The 19,619-nt window shown below is 71.0% G+C and carries 17 protein-coding genes; 15 read left to right on the forward strand and 2 right to left on the reverse strand.

Going from position 1 to position 19,619, the window contains the following annotated elements; all coding sequences use genetic code 11:
- Positions 1-164: 164 nt before the first annotated feature.
- From ABFG95_RS06580 to ABFG95_RS06610, 7 genes are all read left to right on the forward strand, one after another.
- Positions 165-1,139 (forward strand): ABC transporter permease, encoded by a 975-nt coding sequence (locus ABFG95_RS06580; RefSeq protein ID WP_348995623.1) that lies wholly within the window; start codon positions 165-167, stop codon positions 1,137-1,139.
- Positions 1,136-2,041 carry an ABC transporter permease gene (locus tag ABFG95_RS06585; RefSeq protein WP_049072815.1) on the forward strand — a complete coding sequence of 302 codons (906 nt, stop codon included), beginning with the start codon at positions 1,136-1,138 and terminating at the stop codon, positions 2,039-2,041. The genes ABFG95_RS06580 and ABFG95_RS06585 overlap by 4 nt, the downstream gene beginning before the upstream one ends.
- 8 nt (positions 2,042-2,049) lie before the next feature.
- Complete coding sequence (locus ABFG95_RS06590) at positions 2,050-3,033, forward strand: ABC transporter ATP-binding protein (protein ID WP_049072814.1); 984 nt, start codon at positions 2,050-2,052, stop codon at positions 3,031-3,033.
- Between the two features lie 14 nt (positions 3,034-3,047).
- Complete coding sequence (locus ABFG95_RS06595; RefSeq protein WP_049077628.1) at positions 3,048-4,058, forward strand: ABC transporter ATP-binding protein; 1,011 nt, start codon at positions 3,048-3,050, stop codon at positions 4,056-4,058.
- The gene (locus tag ABFG95_RS06600; RefSeq protein ID WP_100504623.1) at positions 4,055-5,650 is read left to right on the forward strand and encodes an ABC transporter substrate-binding protein; all 1,596 of its coding nucleotides are present in this window, start codon (positions 4,055-4,057) and stop codon (positions 5,648-5,650) included. The genes ABFG95_RS06595 and ABFG95_RS06600 overlap by 4 nt, the downstream gene beginning before the upstream one ends.
- A complete protein-coding gene (locus ABFG95_RS06605) occupies positions 5,647-7,545 on the forward strand; it encodes a CocE/NonD family hydrolase (RefSeq protein ID WP_348995624.1) in 1,899 nt (632 codons plus the stop codon). The genes ABFG95_RS06600 and ABFG95_RS06605 overlap by 4 nt, the downstream gene beginning before the upstream one ends.
- A gap of 109 nt (positions 7,546-7,654) precedes the next feature.
- Positions 7,655-8,671, forward strand: coding sequence for a porin (locus ABFG95_RS06610; protein WP_348995625.1), 1,017 nt, complete (start codon positions 7,655-7,657; stop codon positions 8,669-8,671).
- 53 nt (positions 8,672-8,724) lie between these two features.
- Here the strand turns inward: ABFG95_RS06610 and ABFG95_RS06615 are convergent, their stop codons facing one another.
- Positions 8,725-9,252 (reverse strand): DedA family protein, encoded by a 528-nt coding sequence (locus ABFG95_RS06615; RefSeq protein WP_063569071.1) that lies wholly within the window; start codon positions 9,250-9,252, stop codon positions 8,725-8,727.
- 48 nt (positions 9,253-9,300) lie between these two features.
- On the reverse strand, positions 9,301-10,671 hold the full coding sequence (locus tag ABFG95_RS06620) for a PLP-dependent aminotransferase family protein (protein ID WP_238908878.1): 1,371 nt from the start codon (positions 10,669-10,671) through the stop codon (positions 9,301-9,303).
- Positions 10,672-10,986: 315 nt separating this feature from the next.
- On the opposite strand from ABFG95_RS06620, the gene ABFG95_RS06625 reads away from it, so the two are divergent.
- The 8 genes from ABFG95_RS06625 (at position 10,987) to ABFG95_RS06660 (ending at position 19,509) form a co-directional block, all read left to right on the forward strand.
- A complete protein-coding gene (locus ABFG95_RS06625; protein WP_049072807.1) occupies positions 10,987-11,910 on the forward strand; it encodes a LysR family transcriptional regulator in 924 nt (307 codons plus the stop codon).
- Between the two features lie 117 nt (positions 11,911-12,027).
- Positions 12,028-14,127 (forward strand): FUSC family protein, encoded by a 2,100-nt coding sequence (locus ABFG95_RS06630; protein WP_348995626.1) that lies wholly within the window; start codon positions 12,028-12,030, stop codon positions 14,125-14,127.
- On the forward strand, positions 14,117-14,311 hold the full coding sequence (locus tag ABFG95_RS06635) for a DUF1656 domain-containing protein (RefSeq protein ID WP_049072805.1): 195 nt from the start codon (positions 14,117-14,119) through the stop codon (positions 14,309-14,311). Before ABFG95_RS06630 ends, ABFG95_RS06635 begins: the two co-directional genes overlap by 11 nt.
- 13 nt (positions 14,312-14,324) lie before the next feature.
- Positions 14,325-15,245, forward strand: a complete 921-nt coding sequence (locus ABFG95_RS06640; protein ID WP_049077622.1) for an HlyD family secretion protein — start codon at positions 14,325-14,327, stop codon at positions 15,243-15,245.
- Positions 15,246-15,255: 10 nt separating this feature from the next.
- A complete protein-coding gene (locus tag ABFG95_RS06645; RefSeq protein ID WP_348995627.1) occupies positions 15,256-16,758 on the forward strand; it encodes an efflux transporter outer membrane subunit in 1,503 nt (500 codons plus the stop codon).
- Positions 16,755-17,201 (forward strand): hypothetical protein, encoded by a 447-nt coding sequence (locus tag ABFG95_RS06650; RefSeq protein WP_049072804.1) that lies wholly within the window; start codon positions 16,755-16,757, stop codon positions 17,199-17,201. The genes ABFG95_RS06645 and ABFG95_RS06650 overlap by 4 nt, the downstream gene beginning before the upstream one ends.
- 195 nt (positions 17,202-17,396) lie before the next feature.
- On the forward strand, positions 17,397-18,347 hold the full coding sequence (locus tag ABFG95_RS06655) for a glycosyltransferase family 9 protein (protein WP_068981428.1): 951 nt from the start codon (positions 17,397-17,399) through the stop codon (positions 18,345-18,347).
- Positions 18,348-18,381: 34 nt separating this feature from the next.
- Positions 18,382-19,509 (forward strand): glycosyltransferase family 4 protein, encoded by a 1,128-nt coding sequence (locus ABFG95_RS06660; RefSeq protein ID WP_063588888.1) that lies wholly within the window; start codon positions 18,382-18,384, stop codon positions 19,507-19,509.
- Positions 19,510-19,619 lie beyond the last annotated feature (110 nt).

Raw genomic sequence — 19,619 nt, forward strand, 5'->3', positions numbered from 1 at the left:
GCATACGGTTGCCAGCCGGGCGCGATGGATCGAACATTCCGCCCATCCGGATTCTCGCCATTCACGAATCCGCAATCAATACGCGATATCGCCGATATTGTCCGGCAAGGAGCCCCATCGATGCGCGCCGTTCCGTTCCCCGCTTCCTGTCGCCGCGAGGCGCCATGACCGCGTTCATTATCCGCCGGCTGTGCCAGAGCCTGGTGATCCTGGCGCTGACCTCGCTGATCGTGTTCGCCGGCGTCTACGCCATCGGCGACCCGATCGAGATCCTGGTGCCGGCCGACGCCACGCAGTCCGAGATCGCGCAGGCGGTGCGGTCGCTGGGCCTGGACCTGCCGCTGTACCAGCAGTACCTGAAGTTCGTCGGCAACGCGCTGCACGGCGACCTGGGCAACTCGTTCGTCTTCAACCAGCCCGCCATCCAGTTGATCCTGCAACGCCTGCCGGCCACGCTGGAGCTGGCCTGCGTGGCGCTGCTGCTGGCCCTGGCCATCGGCCTGCCGCTGGGCCTGGTGGCCGGCCTGAAGCCGGATTCGGCGCTGGATCGCGGCATCATGACCGGCTCGATCCTGGGGTTCAGCCTGCCCAACTTCTGGCAGGGCATCATGCTAGTGCTGATCTTCTCGGTGACGCTGGGCTGGCTGCCGTCCACCGGCCGCGGCCCCACCGGCGAGATCCTCGGCATCTCCACCAGCCTGGCGTCGTGGGACGGCATCCGCCACCTGATCCTGCCGGCGCTGAACCTGGCGCTGTTCAAGATCGCGCTGATCGTGCGCCTGACCCGCAGCGGTGTGCGCGAGACGATGCCGCTGGACTACGTGAAATTCGCCCGCGCCAAGGGCCTGCGCGAATCGCGCGTGATCTATATGCACGTGCTCAAGAACATCCTGATCCCGATCGTCACGGTGGTCGGCATGGAGTTCGGCTCGCTGATCGCCTTCGCCACCGTCACCGAGACCATCTTCGCCTGGCCCGGCGTGGGCAAGCTCATCATCGACAGCATCATGAAGCTGGACCGCCCGGTGGTGGTTGCCTACCTGCTGATCGTGGTCACCATGTTCATCGTGCTCAACCTGCTGGTGGACATCATCTATTCCGTGCTGGATCCCCGTGTCCGCGTGGGAGCCTCCGAATGACATTGCTTGCGAAAAAATGGCTGCCCGGCCGCGACACCACTTTCGGCCAGGCGCTGCACGGCGTGCTGGACAGCCGCCCCGCGACGCTGGCCGCGATCATCTTCCTGCTGCTGGTGCTGGCCGCGCTGCTGGCGCCGTGGATCGCGCCGCAGAACCCGTATGACCTGGCCGCCATCACCATCCTGGACGGCCGCATGCCGCCGGGCAGCCAGGGCATCTATGGCGACATCTACTGGGCCGGCACCGACGCCCAGGGCCGCGACATGCTATCGGCCATGATGTATGGCCTGCGCACCAGCCTTTCCGTGGGCGTGCTGAGCGGCCTGTTCGCCATGGCCGTGGGCACGGTGCTGGGCCTGACGGCGGCGTACTTCGGCGGCCGCATCGACGCGCTGATCATGCGCCTGGTGGACCTGATGCTGGGCTTTCCCACCATCCTGGTGGCGCTGATGATGCTGGCCATCCTGGGCCAGGGCGTGGACAAGGTGATCCTGGCGCTGGTGGTGGTGCAGTGGGCTTACTTCGCCCGCGCGGTGCGCGCCACCGCGGTGGTCGAGCGCCGCAAGGAATACATGGAGGCGGCGCTGTGCCTGGGGCTGAGCCACCGGCGCGCGCTGTTCAGCCAGCTGCTGCCGAACTGCATCCCGCCGGTCATCGTCATCGCCATGATCCAGACCGCCAACGCCATCGCCGCCGAAGCCACGCTCAGCTTCCTGGGCATCGGCCTGCCGGTCACCGAGCCGTCGCTGGGCCTCTTGATCGCCAACGGCTACCAGCAGATGCTGGCCGGCCTGTACTGGATCAGCGTATTCCCCGGCGTGCTGCTGCTGACCGTGGTTTTCACCATGAACATCGTCGGCGACCGCGTCCGCGAGGCGCTCAATCCGCGCCTGCAGAAATAGGAAGCGCCATGCAATCGGCAACCCCCACCCTTTCCGTGCGCAACCTGCGCACCTGGTTCCACACCCGCGCCGGCCTGGTGCGGGCGGTGGACGACGTCAGCTTCGATGTCCATCCCGGCGAGATCCTCGGCCTGGTCGGCGAGTCCGGCTCGGGCAAGTCCATCACCGGCTTTTCCATCCTGGGCCTGATCGACCCGCCCGGGCGCATCGACGGCGGCCAGATCCTGTTCAAGGGCACCGACCTGGCGACGCTGTCGCGCGAGGAACTGCGCCAGCTGCGCGGCAACCGCATCGCCATGGTGTTCCAGGACCCGATGATGACGCTGAACCCGGTGTTCCGCATCGAGACCCAGATGGTCGAGACGGTGCTGAGCCACGAGCGCTGCAGCCGCAAGGCGGCCTGGGACCGGGCCCGCGACACGCTGGCCGCGGTCGGCATTCCGTCGCCGGCCGAACGCCTGAAGGCCTACCCGCACCAACTGTCGGGCGGCATGCGTCAGCGTGTGGCGATCGCCATCGCCATGCTGCACAAGCCCGATCTGATCATCGCCGACGAACCGACCACCGCGCTGGACGTCACCATCCAGGCGCAGATCCTGGCCGAAATGCAGAAGCTGTGCGCCGAGACCGGCACCGCCATGGTGTGGGTCAGCCACGACCTGGCGGTGGTGGCGGGCCTGGCCGACCGCGTCTGTGTGATGTACGCCGGCCGCGTGGTCGAGTCCGGCAGCACCGACGACATCCTCGACCGTCCGCGCCACCCGTACACCATCGGCCTGATCGGCTCGGTGCCCAGCAACGAGCACACCGGCGACCGCCTGTACCAGATCCCCGGCATGGCGCCGTCGCCGCTGGCGCTGCCGGCCGGCTGCGCCTTCAACCCGCGCTGCGGCCACGCCACCGAGCGCTGCCGCGCCGAGCAGCCGCCGCTGGAGACCACGGGCGTCCGTGGCCTGCGCTGCTTCCATCCTCAGACTGGAGTGCTTTCGTGAGCCCGACGATCCTGATGCAGGCCAACCAGGTGTCACGCCTGTTCGTGAAGCGGCCCGACTACGCCGAACGCCTGGCCGGCCTGCTGGGCGCCAAGGTGGCCTCGCACACCGTGCACGCGGTCGACCGCGTCGACCTGACCATCCACCAGGGCGAAGTGGTCGGCCTGGTGGGCGAATCCGGCTGCGGCAAGTCGACGCTGGGCCGGGTGCTGGCGGGCATCCTGCCGGCCACCTCGGGCAGCATCCAGACGCCCGCCGGCGAGCTGTCCACCCTGACCGGCCGCGCCGCGCACGCGCAGCGCATGGCCACGCAGATGATCTTCCAGGACCCGATGTCCTCGCTCAATCCGCGCAAGCGGGTGCGCGACATCATCGGCGAGGCGCCGCTGGCCAACGGCATCATCGCGCGCCGCGACTACGACGACTACGTGGTGCAGGTGATGCGGCGCGTGGGGCTGGACCCCGACTACCGCAACCGCTTTCCGCACCAGTTCTCGGGCGGGCAGCGCCAGCGCGTGGGCATCGGCCGGGCGCTGGCGGTCAAGCCGGGCTTCCTGATCTGCGACGAGTCGATCGCGGCGCTGGACGTGTCGATCCAGGCGCAGATCCTGAACCTCTTCATGGACCTGCGGCAAGACCTGGGCCTGACCTATCTCTTCATCAGCCACGACCTGGGCGTGGTGCGGCGCATCAGCGACCGCACCGTCATCATGTACCTGGGCCGCGTGGTCGAATCGGGCCCCACCGCCGAGGTGTTCGCCGCGCCGCGCCATCCCTACACCCAGGCCCTGCTGCAGGAAGTGCCGCGGCTGTCGAACCGCAAGCGGCGCTTCAACGCCATCCAGGGCGAGATCCCGTCGCCGCTGAACCCGCCGGCCGGCTGCCATTTCCATCCGCGCTGCCCGCAGGCCATGGCGCGCTGCAAGACCGAGCAGCCCTTGCTGCGCGTCACGGCCGACGGCCATCAGGCGGCCTGTCACCTGCTCGATGGCGCCGCGCCCCTCCAAGGAACTCCCGCCGCATGAACCGCTTTTCCACTCCGATCCGCCGCGGCGTCGCCGCGCTGGCCCTGCTGACGCTGCTGGCCGGCGCCGCGCCCGCCCTGGCGCGGCCGCTGTTGACTATCGGCCATTCCAGCGAGCCATCGTCGATGGACCCGCTGTTCTCGCGCACCGGCAACAACCAGGCCGCCGCCGAGAACATCTTCGAGCGGCTGGTGTCGACCGACGAGAACATGCAGATGCGGCCGGGCCTGGCGCTGTCGTGGCGAGTAGTTACGCCCGATACCTGGGAGATCAAGCTGCGACCCGGCGTGCGCTTCCATGACGGCACGCCGTTCAGCGCCGACGACGTGGTCTTTTCATTGGCGCGCGCGCCCAAGGTGCCGAACAGCCCGGCGCCCTTCAGCGGCGCGGTGCGCTCGATCGCCGCGGTCGAGGTGGTCGATGCGCTGACGCTGCGCATCCGCACCAAGGAACCCACGCCCGACTTCATGGAGCAGATCGGGCTGGTGTACATCCTGTCGCGCCACGCGGCGCAGGACAAGCGCTCGGAAGACTTCAACAGCGGCGTGGCGGCCATCGGCACCGGCCCCTACAAGTTCGTGCGCTGGCAGCCGGGCGACAGCCTGGAGCTGGCGCGCAACGACGACTACTGGGGCGCGCGGCCGGACTTCGAGCGCGTGGTGATCCGCTACATCGCCAACGACGCGGCGCGCATCTCGGCGCTGCTGTCGGGCACGGTCGACCTGATCGACAGCGTGCCGCCGACCGACGCCAAGACGCTCACGGGCAAGGCCGGCTACACGCTTTATCGCTCGCCGTCGGCGCGCCTGATCTACCTGGCGCTGGACTCGGCGCGCGATGTCAGCCCGTTCGTCACCGACGCGCAGGGCAAGCCGATGACGGTGAACCCGCTCAAGGACGTGCGGGTGCGCCAGGCGATCTCCAAGATGTTCATGCGCGGCCCGATCACCGAGCGGCTGCTCAGCGGCGCCGGCGTGCCGGCCGGACAGATGGTCCCGGAGGGCCTGGGCGGCTACAGCCCCAACCTGCCGGCGCCCGCCTACGACCTGGCGGGCGCGCGCGCCCTGTTGGCCGAGGCTGGCTATCCGCACGGCTTCGGCCTGACCCTGCATTCATCGAACGACCGCTTCGCCGGCGACAGCGACCTGGCCCAGGCGCTGGCGCAGATGATGGCGCGCGCCGGCCTGCGCATCAACGGCGTGGTGACCCAGCCCTACAACGTCTACGCCGGCGCCAGCGGCAAGCAGCAGTACAGCGCCTTCATCTTCTCGTACGGCAACAGCACCGGCGATTCGTCCAATGGCCTGACCAACGTGCTGGCCACCTACGACAAGGCCGCCGGCACCGGCGCCTTCAACCGCGCGCGCTATTCCAACCCGGCCGTGGACCGCCTGCTGGCGCGGGCCGCGGTGGAGTTCGACCCGGCGCAGCGCGACGCCCTGCTGCGCCAGGCGGCGGAAACCGCCTTCAACGACGTCGGCATCGTGCCGCTGTATTTCCCGGTGGCCTTCTGGGCCGCGCGCGACGGCACCGTGATGCGCGCCAACAAGCTCGAACGCACCTCAATGCTGTACATACAGGAAGCAAAATGACCGCCCCCGAAGTTTCTCCCGCCGTGCTGCTGGCGGACCAGATGGTGCGCATGCGCGATGGTGTGCGCCTGGCCACCGACGTGCACCTGCCGCCCGGCTATCGCCCCGGCCAGGACGCGCCGCTGCCCGTGATCCTGGAGCGCACGCCCTACGGCAAGGCCGAGGTGTCGCGCTCGGAACAGATCGACGGCCGGCTCGGCGTGCCGCGACCCGAGGTGGCGCGCTATTTCACCGCGCGCGGCTTTGCCGTGGTGTTCCAGGACTGCCGCGGCCGCTACGGCTCGGAAGGCCACTTCACCAAGTACCTTTCGGAAGGCCCGGACGGCTTCGACACGCTGGCCTGGATCCTGCAGCAGCCGTGGAGCAACGGCCGCATCGGCACCATGGGCCTGTCGTATGCCGCGCACACGCAGATGGCGCTGGCCTGCCTGAACCCGCCGGGCCTGGCCTGCATGGTGCTGGACTCGGGCGGCTTTTCCAACGGCTACCAGTGCGGCATCCGCCAGTCGGGCGCGTTCGAGCTGAAGCAGGCCACCTGGGCCTACAAGCAGGCCAAGCTGAGCCCGGCCGCGCGGCAGGACCCGCTGGTGCTGGCCGCGCTTGAAGCCGAGGACATCCGCCAGTGGTTCACGCGCATGCCGTGGCGTCCCGGCCATTCGCCGCTGGCCAGCGTGCCCGAGTACGAGGACTACCTGTTCGAGCAATGGCGCGCCGACACCTTCGACGAATCCTGGCGCCAGCTGGGCATCTACGCCCAGGGCTACTACGACGCGATTCCCGACATCCCAGTGGCGCTGATGTCCAGCTGGTACGACGCCTACGTGCGCACCACCCTGGAGAACTACGCCGGCCTGACCCAGGGCCGGCGGTCGCCGGTGCGGCTCATCATGGGCCCCTGGCTGCATGGCGACCGCAACACCACCCACAGCGGCGACGCCGAATTCGGTCCGCGCGCGGCCTTCGACGGCAACCTCGCGCGGCACTGGCTGGACTTCCGGCTGGCGTGGTTCCAGCGCTGGCTGCAGGACGCGCCGGCGGGCGCCGCGCCGGACCCGGTCGCGCGCCTGTTCCTGATGGGCGGCGGCAGCGGCGCGCGCGACGCGCAGGGCCGCTTCGACCACGGCGGCGCGTGGATCCAGGCCGACGCCTGGCCGGTGCCGCAGGCCCGCGCCACCGCCTTCTACCTGCACGCCGACGGCCGCCTGGACCAACGCGCGCCGACGGGCGAGGCGGACCGGCTGCGCTACCAGTACGACCCGCGCAATCCCGTGCCGACGATCGGCGGCGCGCTGACCTCGGGCCAGCCGGTGTTCGAGGGCGGCGGCTTCGACCAGCGCGAGGACGCGCGCTTCTTCGGCGTGCGCCAGCCCGGCCTGCCGCTGGCCGCGCGCGACGACGTGCTGGTGTTCCAGACCGAGCCGCTGCCAGAGGATCTGGCGGTGGCCGGGCCGGTGACGGTCCGGCTGCACATTTCGTCGGACTGCCCCGACACCGACTTCACCGCCAAGCTGATCGACGTCTACCCGCCCAGCGCCGACTACCCGCAGGGCTATGCGCTGAACCTGACCGACGGCATCTTCCGCTGCCGCTTCCACGAGACCTGGGACGAGGCGCGGCCGCTGGCGCCGGGCAAGGTCTACGAGATCACCATCGAGCCGTTCGCCACCTGCAACCTGTTCCAGCGCGGGCACCGCATCCGCCTGGACATCTCCAGCAGCAACTTCCCGAAGTACGACGTCAACCCGAACAGCGGCGAAACCGCCGCCGACGCGCGCGAGAAGCGCATTGCGCTGAACACAGTGCATCTGTCGGCCGCCCATCCGTCCAGCGTCACGCTGTGCATGGCCGCGCCACGGGACCTGACGCCGCTGCCCGCGCACGGGGCCGTGACATGACCCGCTAGCGCCCGCGCCGACACCTCCGCTTGCTTCATCCTTTGCCGCCGGCGAGCCGGCGGCAGGGGCTTCTTTTGTCCAACGCCATACCAATCGAGGGGATCACACCATGAAAAGAATCATCCGCCACCGCAGCACCCTGGGCGCCGCCCTGGCCCTGAGCTGCCTGAATCCGGCGCAGGCGGCCGAGACCAGCAGCGTGACGCTGTACGGGATCGTCGACCTGGGCACCACCTATGAACGCAAGGACGGCCAGTCCAGCCTGCGGCAAAAGAGCGGCAACCAGTCGGGCTCGCGCTGGGGCCTGCGTGGCTCGGAGGACCTGGGCAACGGCTACAACGCCGTGTTCCGCCTGGAAAGCGGCTTCAACGCCAACAACGGCACCCAGGCGCAGGGCCGCCTGTTCGGCCGCTGGGCCTATGTGGGTCTGGCCGGCGGCTTCGGCGAAGTGCGGCTGGGACGCCAGTGGGTCTATGGCTTCGAGTGGGCCGGCGTCGGCTCGCCGTTCGGCACCGGCTGGGGCCAGTCGTCCAACAACGCCAGCCTGGGCTACAACGACGGCGACTTCGGCGCCGGCGGCCGCGTCAACAACGCCGTGTTCTACGCCACGCCGCGCCTGGGCGGCTGGCAGGCGGGCCTGGGCTACAGCTTCGAGGCGCACGACGGCGAGGCCTTCGCCACCAACGCCCATGACCGCGTGCTGACCGCCGGCCTGCGCTACAACGGCGGTCCGGTGGCGGCGGCGCTGACCTACGAACGGCTCAACCCGAATTCGCAACTGCCGAACAAGAAGACCGCGGGCAACCTGCAGTTGGCGGGCTCGTACGATTTCGAGTGGATCAAGCTGCACGGCACCTACGGCAACCTGCGCAACGCCAACACCGGCCCGTCCGCGGGCTACGACCGCGTCAATTCGTACATCGCCGGCGTCAGCGTGCCGACCGGCAAGGTGGGCACGCTGATGGCGTCGTACCAGCGCGCCACGGGGTCCGACATCACCGGCTGGGCCCTGGGCTACCAGTATGACCTGTCCCGGCGCACCAACCTGTACGCCTACGTCAACCGCCTGGATATCCGCGAATCGCACACGCTGCAGACGTCGGTCGGCATCCGTCACATGTTCTGACGCGGCGGCGCGGCCCCCCCCGCGCTTGGCCGCCGGGCGCGCGCCCTCGGGGCTCACAGGAAAGCGCGCGTGCCCCACCAGCCGGGCAACAGCAGCGCAGCCGCCCACAGGAAGGCCGAGGCCCAATTGGCGATCTGGAATGCGGCGGGGCGCATGCCGCAGATGCCGGCGATCATCGGCACGGTGGCGCGCAGCGGACCGAAGAAGCGGCACAGCACGATGCTGAGCACGCCCCACTTCTGGATGAACAGGGTGCTGCGATGCAGGAGCGCGGGGCGTTTGCGCAGGGGCCTGGACCGCATCAGGCCGGGTCCGAACCACACGCCGCACGCGTACTGCACCCAGTCGCCGAGCGCGGCGCCCACCGCGATCGCCAGCCAGACCGGCACGAAAGCGCTGTCGCCCAGCCCCAGGATCGCGCCGATCGACAGCAGCAGCGCCGTGCCGGGAATCACCAGCGCCACCAGCGGCAGCGACTTCAGGAACGCGAACGCGAAGCCCAGCGGCGCCAGCCAATCGGCGTGGGTCCGGGCGAAATCGACCAGGGTTTCCTGCAGCGAGTGGAAAGTCTCGAACAACATGCGGCGTCAGCACCAGGCAGGCATCAGGGCCATATTACGGCCTGGGGCTCAGACGATCACATCGCGCAGGCCGCGCGGGCGCCGGCGCACCAGGCCAGCCAGCCGCTCCAGCGCCTGCGCCAGGGCGGCGCGCTCGGGAATGCTGCCCAGCGAGATGCGGATGGCGTTGGGCGCTCCCATGCCCAGGTGGAAGGCTTCCGAGGAAGTCACGCTCAGGCCTTCGTCGCGCGCGACCCGCTCCAGGTCGACGGCGGTCCAGCGGTCGGGCAGGGGCTGCCACAGATGGATGCCCGCCTCCGCTTCGGGAAACGGCCCCGGCAGCAACCGGCGCGCCAGTTGCTGGCGCGCCTGGGCCTCGGCGCGTACGCCGTCCAGGATCTGCCGCGCCGTGCCGCTGGCGATCCATTGCGTGGTCAGCACCCCCATCAGCGGCGCGGCCATCACGGCGAACGAACGCATCGCCGCCAGCACGTTGCGGCGGCTGTCCTGGTCGGGACTCAGCACGAACGCGGTGCGCAGCCCCGGCGTCAGCGTCTTGGCCAGCGTGGCGATGTAGAACACCGAGGCCGGCGCCAGGCTGGCCAGCGCCGGCGGCGCGCCGTCCAGGAACAGCGAATAGGGATCATCCTCGATGATGCGGGCGCCACAGGCCACGGCCGCGCGCACCAGGTCGCGGCGGCGCGCCGCGCTCATGGTGTGGGCGGTGGGGTTCTGCAACGTGGGATTCAGGTAGACCAGCCGGCCGCCCTCGCGGCAGGCGCGCTCCAGGCCGGCGGGGGTCATGCCGTCGGCATCGGTCTCGGCCACCAGCACGCGGCGGCCCAGTTGCCGCGCGGCGGTCAGGAGACCCGGGTACACCAGCGGCTCGGCGACGATGCCGTCGCCCGGCTGGCTGTAGGCCAGCATCACCGCGGCCAGCGCGGCCTGCGCGCCGGGACACACCAGCACGCGGTCCGGATCGACCCGCTCGACCGACTGCGACAGCCATTGCGCCCCGGCCTCGCGCTCGGCGGGACCGCCGCCGGCCTGGTGGTAGGTCATCATCACGCCGACGTCATGACGCTCCATGGCCTTGGCCAAACCGCGCCGCAGCAGGTCCTGCAGATCGCAGCCCAGCGGCAGCGGCGGCATGTTCATGCCCAGGTCCAGCATCTGTTGCAGCGGCTGTTCCGCCGGCCGCGCGATGAAGGTGCCCAGCGGCCCGCGCGCCTCGATCAGGCCGCGTTCGCCGGCCTCGGCGTAGGCGCGCGTCACCGTGGTCAGGTCCACGCCCAGGTGCTGGGCCAGCCGCCGCTGCGGCGGCAGGCGATCGCCCGGCTGCATGCGGTTGGCGGCCACGGCGCCTTCGATGAAATCGGCGATCTGGCGATAGCGCGGGCCACCGCCACGCACGAAGCGCAAGGGCCAGGACGCAGACATGTCGTCGTGATGCATGGAGTTTATGGCGGCAACATGCCGCAATGCATGGGTCGGGTGAATCGAGCAGTATGGCAACAAACTCGATTTCAGTCCATACATCGAGGATCTTGTACGGGCTTTCGCGGGCCCTCCCGCTCGTCACGACGCCGTCGGCGAACTGGCGCCACCCATCCCTGCCGCGGGCGGAGATTGCGGCAAGGCCTGCGCCGGCCACACGCCAGCCCTGCGCCGGCCGCACGCCCGGCGCGGGTGGCCGGCCGGCTTGCGCGGCATAATCGGGCTGAACAAGATCATGCGCCCGCTCTTCTCCATCCCATGCGACCCGACCTGAACCTGCTGTACGCGCTGCAAGCCCTGCTGGAGGAAGGCAGCGTGGTCGGCGCCGCGCGCCGCATGAACCTGAGCGCGCCAGCCATGAGCCGCACCCTGGCCCGCATCCGCGAAACCACCGGCGACCCGATCTTCGTGCAGTCCGGCCGCACGCTGGTGCCGACGCCGCGCGCCATGCAATTGCGCGACCAGATCCGCGACGCGATCGAGCAGGCCTGCGGCGCGCTCGCGCCCGGCGAGCAGGTCGATCTGAAGCGTCTGGACACGCGCTTCAATGTGCGCGCCAACGACATCTTCATCGGCATCTACGCGGGCCGCCTGCTGGATGCGCTGCAGAACGACATGCCGCGCGCCACGCTGCGCTTCATGCCCGAGGAAGACGATATCGACGACGAGTCGCTGCGCGCCGGCCGCGTCGACCTGTTCATCAGCGCCGCGCGTCCGCTGGGCCACGAGATCCGCGTGCAGCCGCTGTTCACGACCCGCATGGTCGGCGTGGCCTGTGAAGACCATCCCTTGTTCAAGGACGAGATCAGCGCGCGGCGCGTGGCGCGCTGGGGCCACATCAGCGTCTCGCGCCGCGGCAAGACGCAAGGCCCGATCGACGACGCGCTGGCGCAACAGGGCCTGGACCGGCAGGTCACCCTGACCGTGCCCACGCCCAGCGCGGCGCTGCTGGCCCTGCACGGCTCCGACCTGATCCTGCCGCTGCCCGAACAACTGGCACGCGCCGCCGCCCGCATGGGCATGCGGATCCGCCTGTTCGATCTGCCGCTGGCGCTGGAACCGGTGCTCATCACGCAGGCCTGGCACCCGCGCTACCAGCACGCTCCCGCGCACCAGTGGCTGCGCCGCACCATCCGCGCCCTGACCGAGGACGCGCGCGACGCCGACGAATTGCCGCGCTGACCGCGCCGCGCGCCGACCGTGCGCGCCACGCACGCCTGACGTGCGAACTCTCGACTTCTCCGCGCCCGGAGCCGCTCCTAGACTGGCTTATCGCAAGCATTCCGGAGCGCACCGTCCATGTCCCAAGCCCCGTCCGCCGTCGCGGACGCCCCGTCCTCCCGGCACGGTCGCGCGCTGGCCCTGCTGGCGCGGCTGGACCTGATCACTCCCCGCGGCGCCTACATCGCCCGCTCGACCGCCGCCGCCCTGCTGGCGCTGGGCGTGGCCTACCTGCTGGAACTGGAGATGCCGTTCTCGGCCGCCTCCACCGTGCTGCTGGTGATCAATCCGGTGCAGGGCGCCGTCATCGGCAAGGGCGCCTGGCGCATCATCGGCACACTGGTCGGCATGCTGGCGGCCGTGGCATTGATGGCCGTGGCCGGCCAGATGCCGCTGCTGTTCATCCTGGGCTTCGGCGCCTGGCTCGGGCTGTGCGTCGGCGCCATGACGCTGCTGCGCCATTTCCGCGCGTCGGGCGCGGTGGTGGCCGGCTACACCATCGGCCTGGCCACCTACGGCGCCATGGGCCACCCCGAGCACACCTTCGAGCACGTCATGGGACGCGGCGCCACCGTGATGGTCGGCGCCGTCTGCCTGGGCCTGGTCAGCAGCCTGTTCAGCGCCCGCACCCTGCGCGCCCGGCTGCATGCGCAATACCAGCGGCTGGCCGCCGGCGTGGCCGGCGCGATCGCGCGCCAGCAGCACGCCGCGCCCGTCGAGGCGCAATCCGCACGGCAGGACGTGATCGCCGAGGTATACGGCGTGGACGACGTGCTGGCCGCCGGCAAGGCCGAGTCCGAAGACCTGGCGCAACGCGCCGCCGCCATCCGCAACGGCATGGCGGCGCTGTTCGGGGCTTTGGTGGGCGGCGCCGCGCCGACCGGCGACCACGCGCGCTGCCCGGCCCTGGCGGCGTTGCGGACGCCGTTGCAACAGGCCTGGGACGGGGTGGCCCAGGCGTTGCGGCAGGGCGACGCGGCGCGCGCGGCGGGCCTGCTGCGCCAGGCCCGCCGGCAATTGGCGGAACCGCTGCCCATCCCCGATCGCGCGGACGCGCGACACGAGGCCGCGCTGCTGATCGCCGCCGACCGGCTGCGCGAACAAGTGGACGCCTACCTGGTGGCGCTGGACGGCCTGGCGGCCCTGTCGACGCCGCGGGCGCCGGCGGCGGGCGCGCCCGTACGCTTCCATCGTGACTATGCCGGCGCGCTGCGCAACGGCCTGCGCTCGATGAGCGCCATCGTGCTTGCCGGCCTGTTCTGGCTGTACACCGGCTGGCCGCAAGGCGACATGATGCTGCTGGTGCTGGGGCCCTACTGCGCGCTGCTGGCCACCGCCGGCGACCCGCCGGCCGGCGCCCGCGCCTTTCTCCGCGGCACACTGTACGCGGTGCCGGCCGCCTGGCTCTGCGCCTTCGGCGTGCTGCCGCGCCTGGACGGCTTCCCGCTGCTGGCGCTGACGCTGGCGCTGTTCTGGCTGCCGGGCATCTATGCCACCAGCGCCCCCGCGACGGCGTTGACGGGGCTGGCCTACCTGGTGGCCTTCAACACGCTGGCCGCGGCCGACAACCCCATGCACTACGCGCTGCAAGACTTCGCCAATTACGCCGTGGCGTGGGTGCTGGCGACCGCCTTCGCGTTGCTGTGCTTCCGCCTGATCCTGCCGCGCGATGCCCATCGCGACGCGCTGCGCCTGCGCCACGCCATCCGCGACGACGCGCTGGCGCTGCTGCGCGGCAAACGGCCCGGCCAGCGCGGCTGGCAGCAACGCCAGCAACATCGCCTGGCGCAGTTGGGCGCCATGCTCAAGGGCCGGCCCGAGACCCTGACCGTCGCCCTGGCGCAAAGCCTGGCGGCGATCCATCTCGGCCGAGAAGTGCTGCGCGTCCAGCGGCTGCTGGCGAGCCGCGCGCTGCCCGCCGACGGCGCCCGCCTGGCGCAGCGGGCGCTGGAGCGCCTGGCCCAAGGCGACGCGCCGGCCACGCGGCGGGCCTTGCATGCGCGCCGCGCCGCCCGCCAGTTGGCCCGGCTGCTGGCGCGCCAGCCGGCGACGCCGCCCGCGCAACGCCAGGCCGCGCAGAAGGCCATGGCCGCCTTCGCCGACATCCACTGGCTGATCCAGGACCATGCCGGCTATTTCAATGCCCAACCGTTCCCGGAGCTATCCCGTGCTGAGTGAATTCGCCATTGCCGGCATCTATGTGCCGCCATTCTTCCTCTATGCCTGCGCCACCGTGCCGCTGTACTGGCTGCTGCGCGTCGTGATGGCGCGCAGCGGACTGCTGCGGCGGGTCTGGCACCCCGCCCTGTTCGAGTTCGCCGTGTCGCTGGCGCTGGTGTCCCTGCTGATCCTGACCCTTTGATTGCCGTATGCCCATGTCTCCGATATTGAAGAAAACCACGCGCGTGGCCCTGACGCTGGCCACGCTGACCGCCGCCGGCCTGCTGGCGGCCGCCCTCTGGAATGCCTATGTGCTGGCGCCCTGGACCCGCGACGGACGCGTCAGCGCCCACGTGGTGCGCGTCGCGCCCGAAGTCTCAGGCACGGTGTCCGAGGTGGCCGTCGACGACAACCAGCCAGTCAAGCGCGGCGACGTGCTCTACCGCATCGACCCCAGCCGCTTCGAACTGGCGCTGGAACAGGCCCGCGCGCAAGCGGCCGCCGCCGACGAGACCCTGCGCCAACGCCAGGACGAAGCGCGACGCCGCAGCGGCCTGGACGACCTGGTGTCGCGCGAGGACATCCAGCGCGCCGGCCGCGCCGTCGCCATCGCCCAGGCCGAGGCACGCCGCGCGCGGGCCGCGCTGGAGGTGGCCGAGCTGGACCTGGCGCGCAGCGTGCTGCGCTCGCCGGTGGACGGCTTCGTCACCCGGCTGCGTCTGCGCGCCGGCGACTACGCGCTGGCGGGCCAGCCCGGCATCGCCGTGCTGGACGCCCACAGCTTCTGGGTCACCGGCTACTTCGAGGAGACCAAGCTGCGCAGGATCCGCCCCGGCGCCCCCGCGCGCATCAAGCTGATGGGCTTCGAGCCGCTGCTCGATGGCCGCGTCGCCTCCATCGGGCACGGCATCGCCGACGACAACGACGGCCAGGACGAGCACGGGCTGCCGGCGGTCAAGGCGAGCTTCAGTTGGGTACGCCTGGCGCAGCGCATCCCGGTGCGCATCGAGATCGACGCGCTGCCCGACGGCGTGCGGCTGGCGGCTGGCATGACGTGCAGCGTCGACATCGGCCAGCCCGGCGAGACACACGTGGCGCGCGGCCGCCTGGCCGGCTGGCTGCGCGACCTGATGTAGGAGGCCAGCCATGCGGATCCCCCACTCGCCCCCGGCGGCGGCGCCCGTCGCCCCCCGCCGCCGCGCGCCGCGCGGCCCCCTCCTGGCCCTGGCCACGGCCCTCGCGCTCGCCGGCTGCGCCGCCGTCGGCCCCGACTATCGACCGGAGACCCCGTCCCATCCCCAGGACTGGTCGGAAGCCCTGCCGGACGCCGCGGCCACCGACCCTGCCACGCTGACGCAATGGTGGCAGGCCTTCAACGACCCGTTGCTGGACCTGCTGCAAGAGCAGGCCCTGGCACGCAACCAGGACCTGGCCATCGCCCGCCTGCGACTGGCGCAGGCGCGCGCCGAACGCGACCAGGTCGCCAGCCGCCTGGGGCCCTCGGTCGGCGCGCAGGCCAATGCCACCGCCTCGCGCTCGCCGCGGGCGCTGGACTACCCGCCCGGCATCGGCGAATCGCGCGCCTACACCCTTGGCCTGGATGCCAGTTGGGAAATGGACGTCTTCGGCGGCCGCCACCGCGCGCTCGAACGCGCCGACGCCGAGGTGCAGGCCATCGCCCAGGACGGCCACGCGGTACGCGTCAGTCTGCTGGCCGAACTGGCCGCCGACTATGCCGCGCTGCGCGCCACGCAGGCGCGTGGCGCGATCGCCCGCGACAACATCGCCACGCTGGTGGCGGCCGAGCGGCTGGCGCAACGCGCCGCGCGCCACGGGCTCGGCACCCCCGCCGAAGTGGCCCAGGCGCGCGCCGAACGCGAGGCGGCCGAGGCCCGCGTACCCGAGCTGGAGGGGGACGCCGCCCGCCTGGCACATGCCATCGGGGTGCTGGCGGGCGGCTTTCCCGCCGAGCTGAAGCAACGTTTGATGGCCGCCGGCCAGCCGCTGCTGGTGCCGCCGGCCCTGCCGGCCGCCCTGCCGTCCGAGGTGATCCGCAACCGGCCCGACATCCGCGCCGCCGAACGCCGGCTGGCGGCCGCCACGGCCGGGGTCGGCGTGGCCACGGCCGACCGTTTTCCGACCTTCGTCATTCCGCTCGGCCTGGGCAGCGCCGCCAGCCTGCTGCACAACCTGTTCAGCGATGCCAGCGTGCTGTGGTCGCTTGGCGTCGGCGCCAGCCAGTCGGTCTATGACGGCGGCCAGGCGGCGGCCGGCGTGCGCGCCGCCGAGGCCCGGGCGCAGGCGAGCCGGCTGGCCTACGCGCGCAGCCTGCAGCGCGCCTTCCAGGACGTCGAGGACGCGCTGGCCGGCCTGAACGCCGAACAGGCGCGCCAGCGGGCGCTGGCCGCGGCCGTGCATGACAGCCAGGATGCGCTCGACCGCGCGACGCGGCTGTACCGCAACGGCCTGAGCGGCTATCTGAACGTGCTGACCGCGCAACGCACCACCTACCAGGCGCGCGACGCCCTGGCGCTGAGCCAGTTGGCGCGCGTGCGCCACGCCATCGGCCTGTACAAGGCGCTTGGCGCCGGCCTGCCGCCCGCGACACCGGACTCTTCCCCCTCGCCCCCCACCAGGAGCCCCTCATGAGCCTGCTTTCGGTCCCCTTCCGCATCCACGACGTCCGGCGCTTTCCGCTCTGTCTGTTCGACCCGACCCATGCCCAGCCCGGCTACGCCGCGCAATGGCAGACGGAAATGGAGGCGCTGCTGGCCGCCGGCCAGCCATTCACCATTGCCTACATCGAACTGGACCCGGCCGAAACGCACGAAGACCGCAAGCAGCGCGGCCTCTGGCTCAAACACAACAAGGCGCGGCTGGGCCTGTTGTGCCGGGCCCAGATCAGCGTCGAGCCGGACGCCGCCCGGCGCGCCGAGGCCAGCCGCCAAGGCGCGCTCGCCGCCAAGGCCTTTGGCATTCCGCACGAAGCCGTGGCCACGCTGGAAGAGGCGGTGGCGCTGACGCGCCGCCTGACCCGGCCCCTGCCGCCGCATCCGCGGGACGGCATGCGCGGCTGGGAGAACATCAGTTGAACGCGGCGCGCGGGCCATGCGGCCGGGGCGCCCGTCTCCGCCGCACGGCCATCCCCTCTCCCGGCGCCGCAGATATGTATTTCTATTAAGCCGCGCCGACCCAATCTTCACATTCTTTAAATCTATCGAAGAAAATTTCGCCGCCTCCTCCTTTAGATTTCGTAGCCAATACATAGGCTACCCCGGAGAGGTCGCGTGTCGGACATTGTTGTCTACGTCAGAAGCCAGCCCCAGTTGGGCGACCAGATCGTCGCCTTCGCCACGCTGTACCAACTCAAGGCATGGTGGCCCGACAAGCGGGTCAAGGTGGTGGCGCGCGACGATGTCGGCCACATCTATCGCGGCCTGCCCTGGGTCGACGAATTCCTGCGCGCGCGCACCCTGCGCGATTACCTCGGCAGCCTGTCACGCCACACCCGGGTTTCGGTCAGCCTGCACCACAGCAGCGAGCGCTTCGGCCTGATCAATCTGCTGCGGCTGCCGGCCATCCGCCTGGGCTTTCGCAATGCCCGCTTCAGCGACCTGGTGTGGACCCATTGCCATCGCAAGGACGAGGCCGAATACATCGGCCTGGCCAACCTGCGCCTGCTGGCTGCATACCGCCCGCTGAACGCCGAGGAAACGGCGCGCCGCTGCTTCACCGAACTGGCCCGGACGCACCGCCACACCACGCTCGGCGCCGACGTGGTGTTTGTTCCCGGTGGCGGCTCGGGCCCGTTCAAGCGCTGGAGCCTGGCGCATTACCTGCGGCTGGCCGACCGGCTCAAGCCGCTGCTGGGCGCCGACACCCGCTACACCTTCGTGCTGGGGCGGCAGGAAGCGCGCGAACGCGCCGAGCTGGACGCCTTGCGCCGCGCCGATGTCGAGGTGGCCTATTGCCGCCCGCTATCCGAGCTGAGCGCGATCATGCTGCGCGCGCGGCTGGTGGTCGCCAACGACTGCGGCCCGTCGCATGTGGCGCAGGCCGCCGGCGTGCCGTACGTCGGCGTCTTCAACCAGCCCAACCCCGAGTGGTTCTGGCGCCGACGCGGCGCCGCCGACGTGGTGCCCCGGCATCCGCCCGACGGCATCAATTCGATCACCCCGGACCAGGTCCTGCACGCCTGCGAGCAGGTTCTGGCGCACGCGCCCCTGGCGCGCGCCTGACGCAATCGGGCCGATCCCTTCCTTTATTCAGGCCATGCGAATCCTGCACACTCTCGGCGAAAAAAGCCTGGGCGGACTCGAATTCCGCACACTCGACCAGGCCGGCTGGCTGGCGCGCCACGGCCATGACGCGGCCATCGCCGCGCCCGCGCGCAGCGCCATCAACCTGGCGGCGCGCCAGCGCGGCATCGCCACCATCGACATCGACTTCGACGCCCCCTACTCGCCGCTCACCGTACTGCGGCTGCGCCGCGCGGTGCGGCGGCTGCACATCGATGTCATCGACAGCCACAGCCGCGCCGACGGCAAGACCGCCGCGCTATGCCGCGACCTGTGCGCCGTGGTGCGCACACGCCACTTCGCCAAGCCCATGCCCACCAGCGCGCGCCGCCGCCTGGAATGGAAGCTGGGTTGCGATCAGGTCATCGCCACCAGCGCGGCCGGCCGCGACGCGCTGGTCGATGCCGGGCTCGCGCCCGCCGACCGCATCAGTGTGGTGGGGGAATGGGCCGGCGAGGATTTCTTCCGCGCCGCCGACAAATCCAGCGTGCGCCGCCTGGTGCGGCGCGAACTGACGCTGGCCCCGGACGCCTGCGTGATCTCGACCATCGGCATGCTGCGCCCCGAAAAGCGCCAGGCCGACCTGTTGCGCGTGGTGCAGCGGCTGCGCCGCCAGGGGGTGCCGGCCGCCGCCCTGGTGGTGGGCATGGCCACCGCCACCACCCAGTCCTATGCGGACGCGCTACGCAATCTGGCGCTGCAGCTGGGCATCGCCGGGCATGTGGTGTTCACCGGTCACCGCGGCGATGTGGCCGACATGATGCACGCTTCCGACGTGGTGCTGGTGCCTTCCGCCACCGAAGCGTGGTCGCGCGTGGTGCCGGAGTCGTTCGCGGTGCGTTGCCCGGTGGTGGCCAGCAATGTCGGCGGGCTGCCCGAGCTCGTCCGGCCCGGCGCCACCGGCTGGCTGGCCGAACCCGGCGACATCGACGGCTTCGCCGACCGCATCACGCGGATCCGCAACGACCCCGCCGCCACCGCCGCCGCCGTGGCCCACGCGCGCGACTATGCCGAATCGCACTTGCGCCTGGCGGGCCAGATGCACCGCACCCTGGAGGTCTACGCCCGCGCCATGGCGAGGAGCACGGGCGGCGTCCGATAAGGCGGCCAGCATTGGCCGAAAAGACTGCCACCCCATCGCGTTCAGCGCGCGGTTTGCGCCGGCCGTTCGTCTTCCATGACCAAGCGCGCCATATCGACCAGATCGTCGGC

This window comes from Achromobacter sp. HNDS-1, assembly GCF_040084795.1.
GTDB lineage: Bacteria > Pseudomonadota > Gammaproteobacteria > Burkholderiales > Burkholderiaceae_B > Achromobacter > Achromobacter ruhlandii.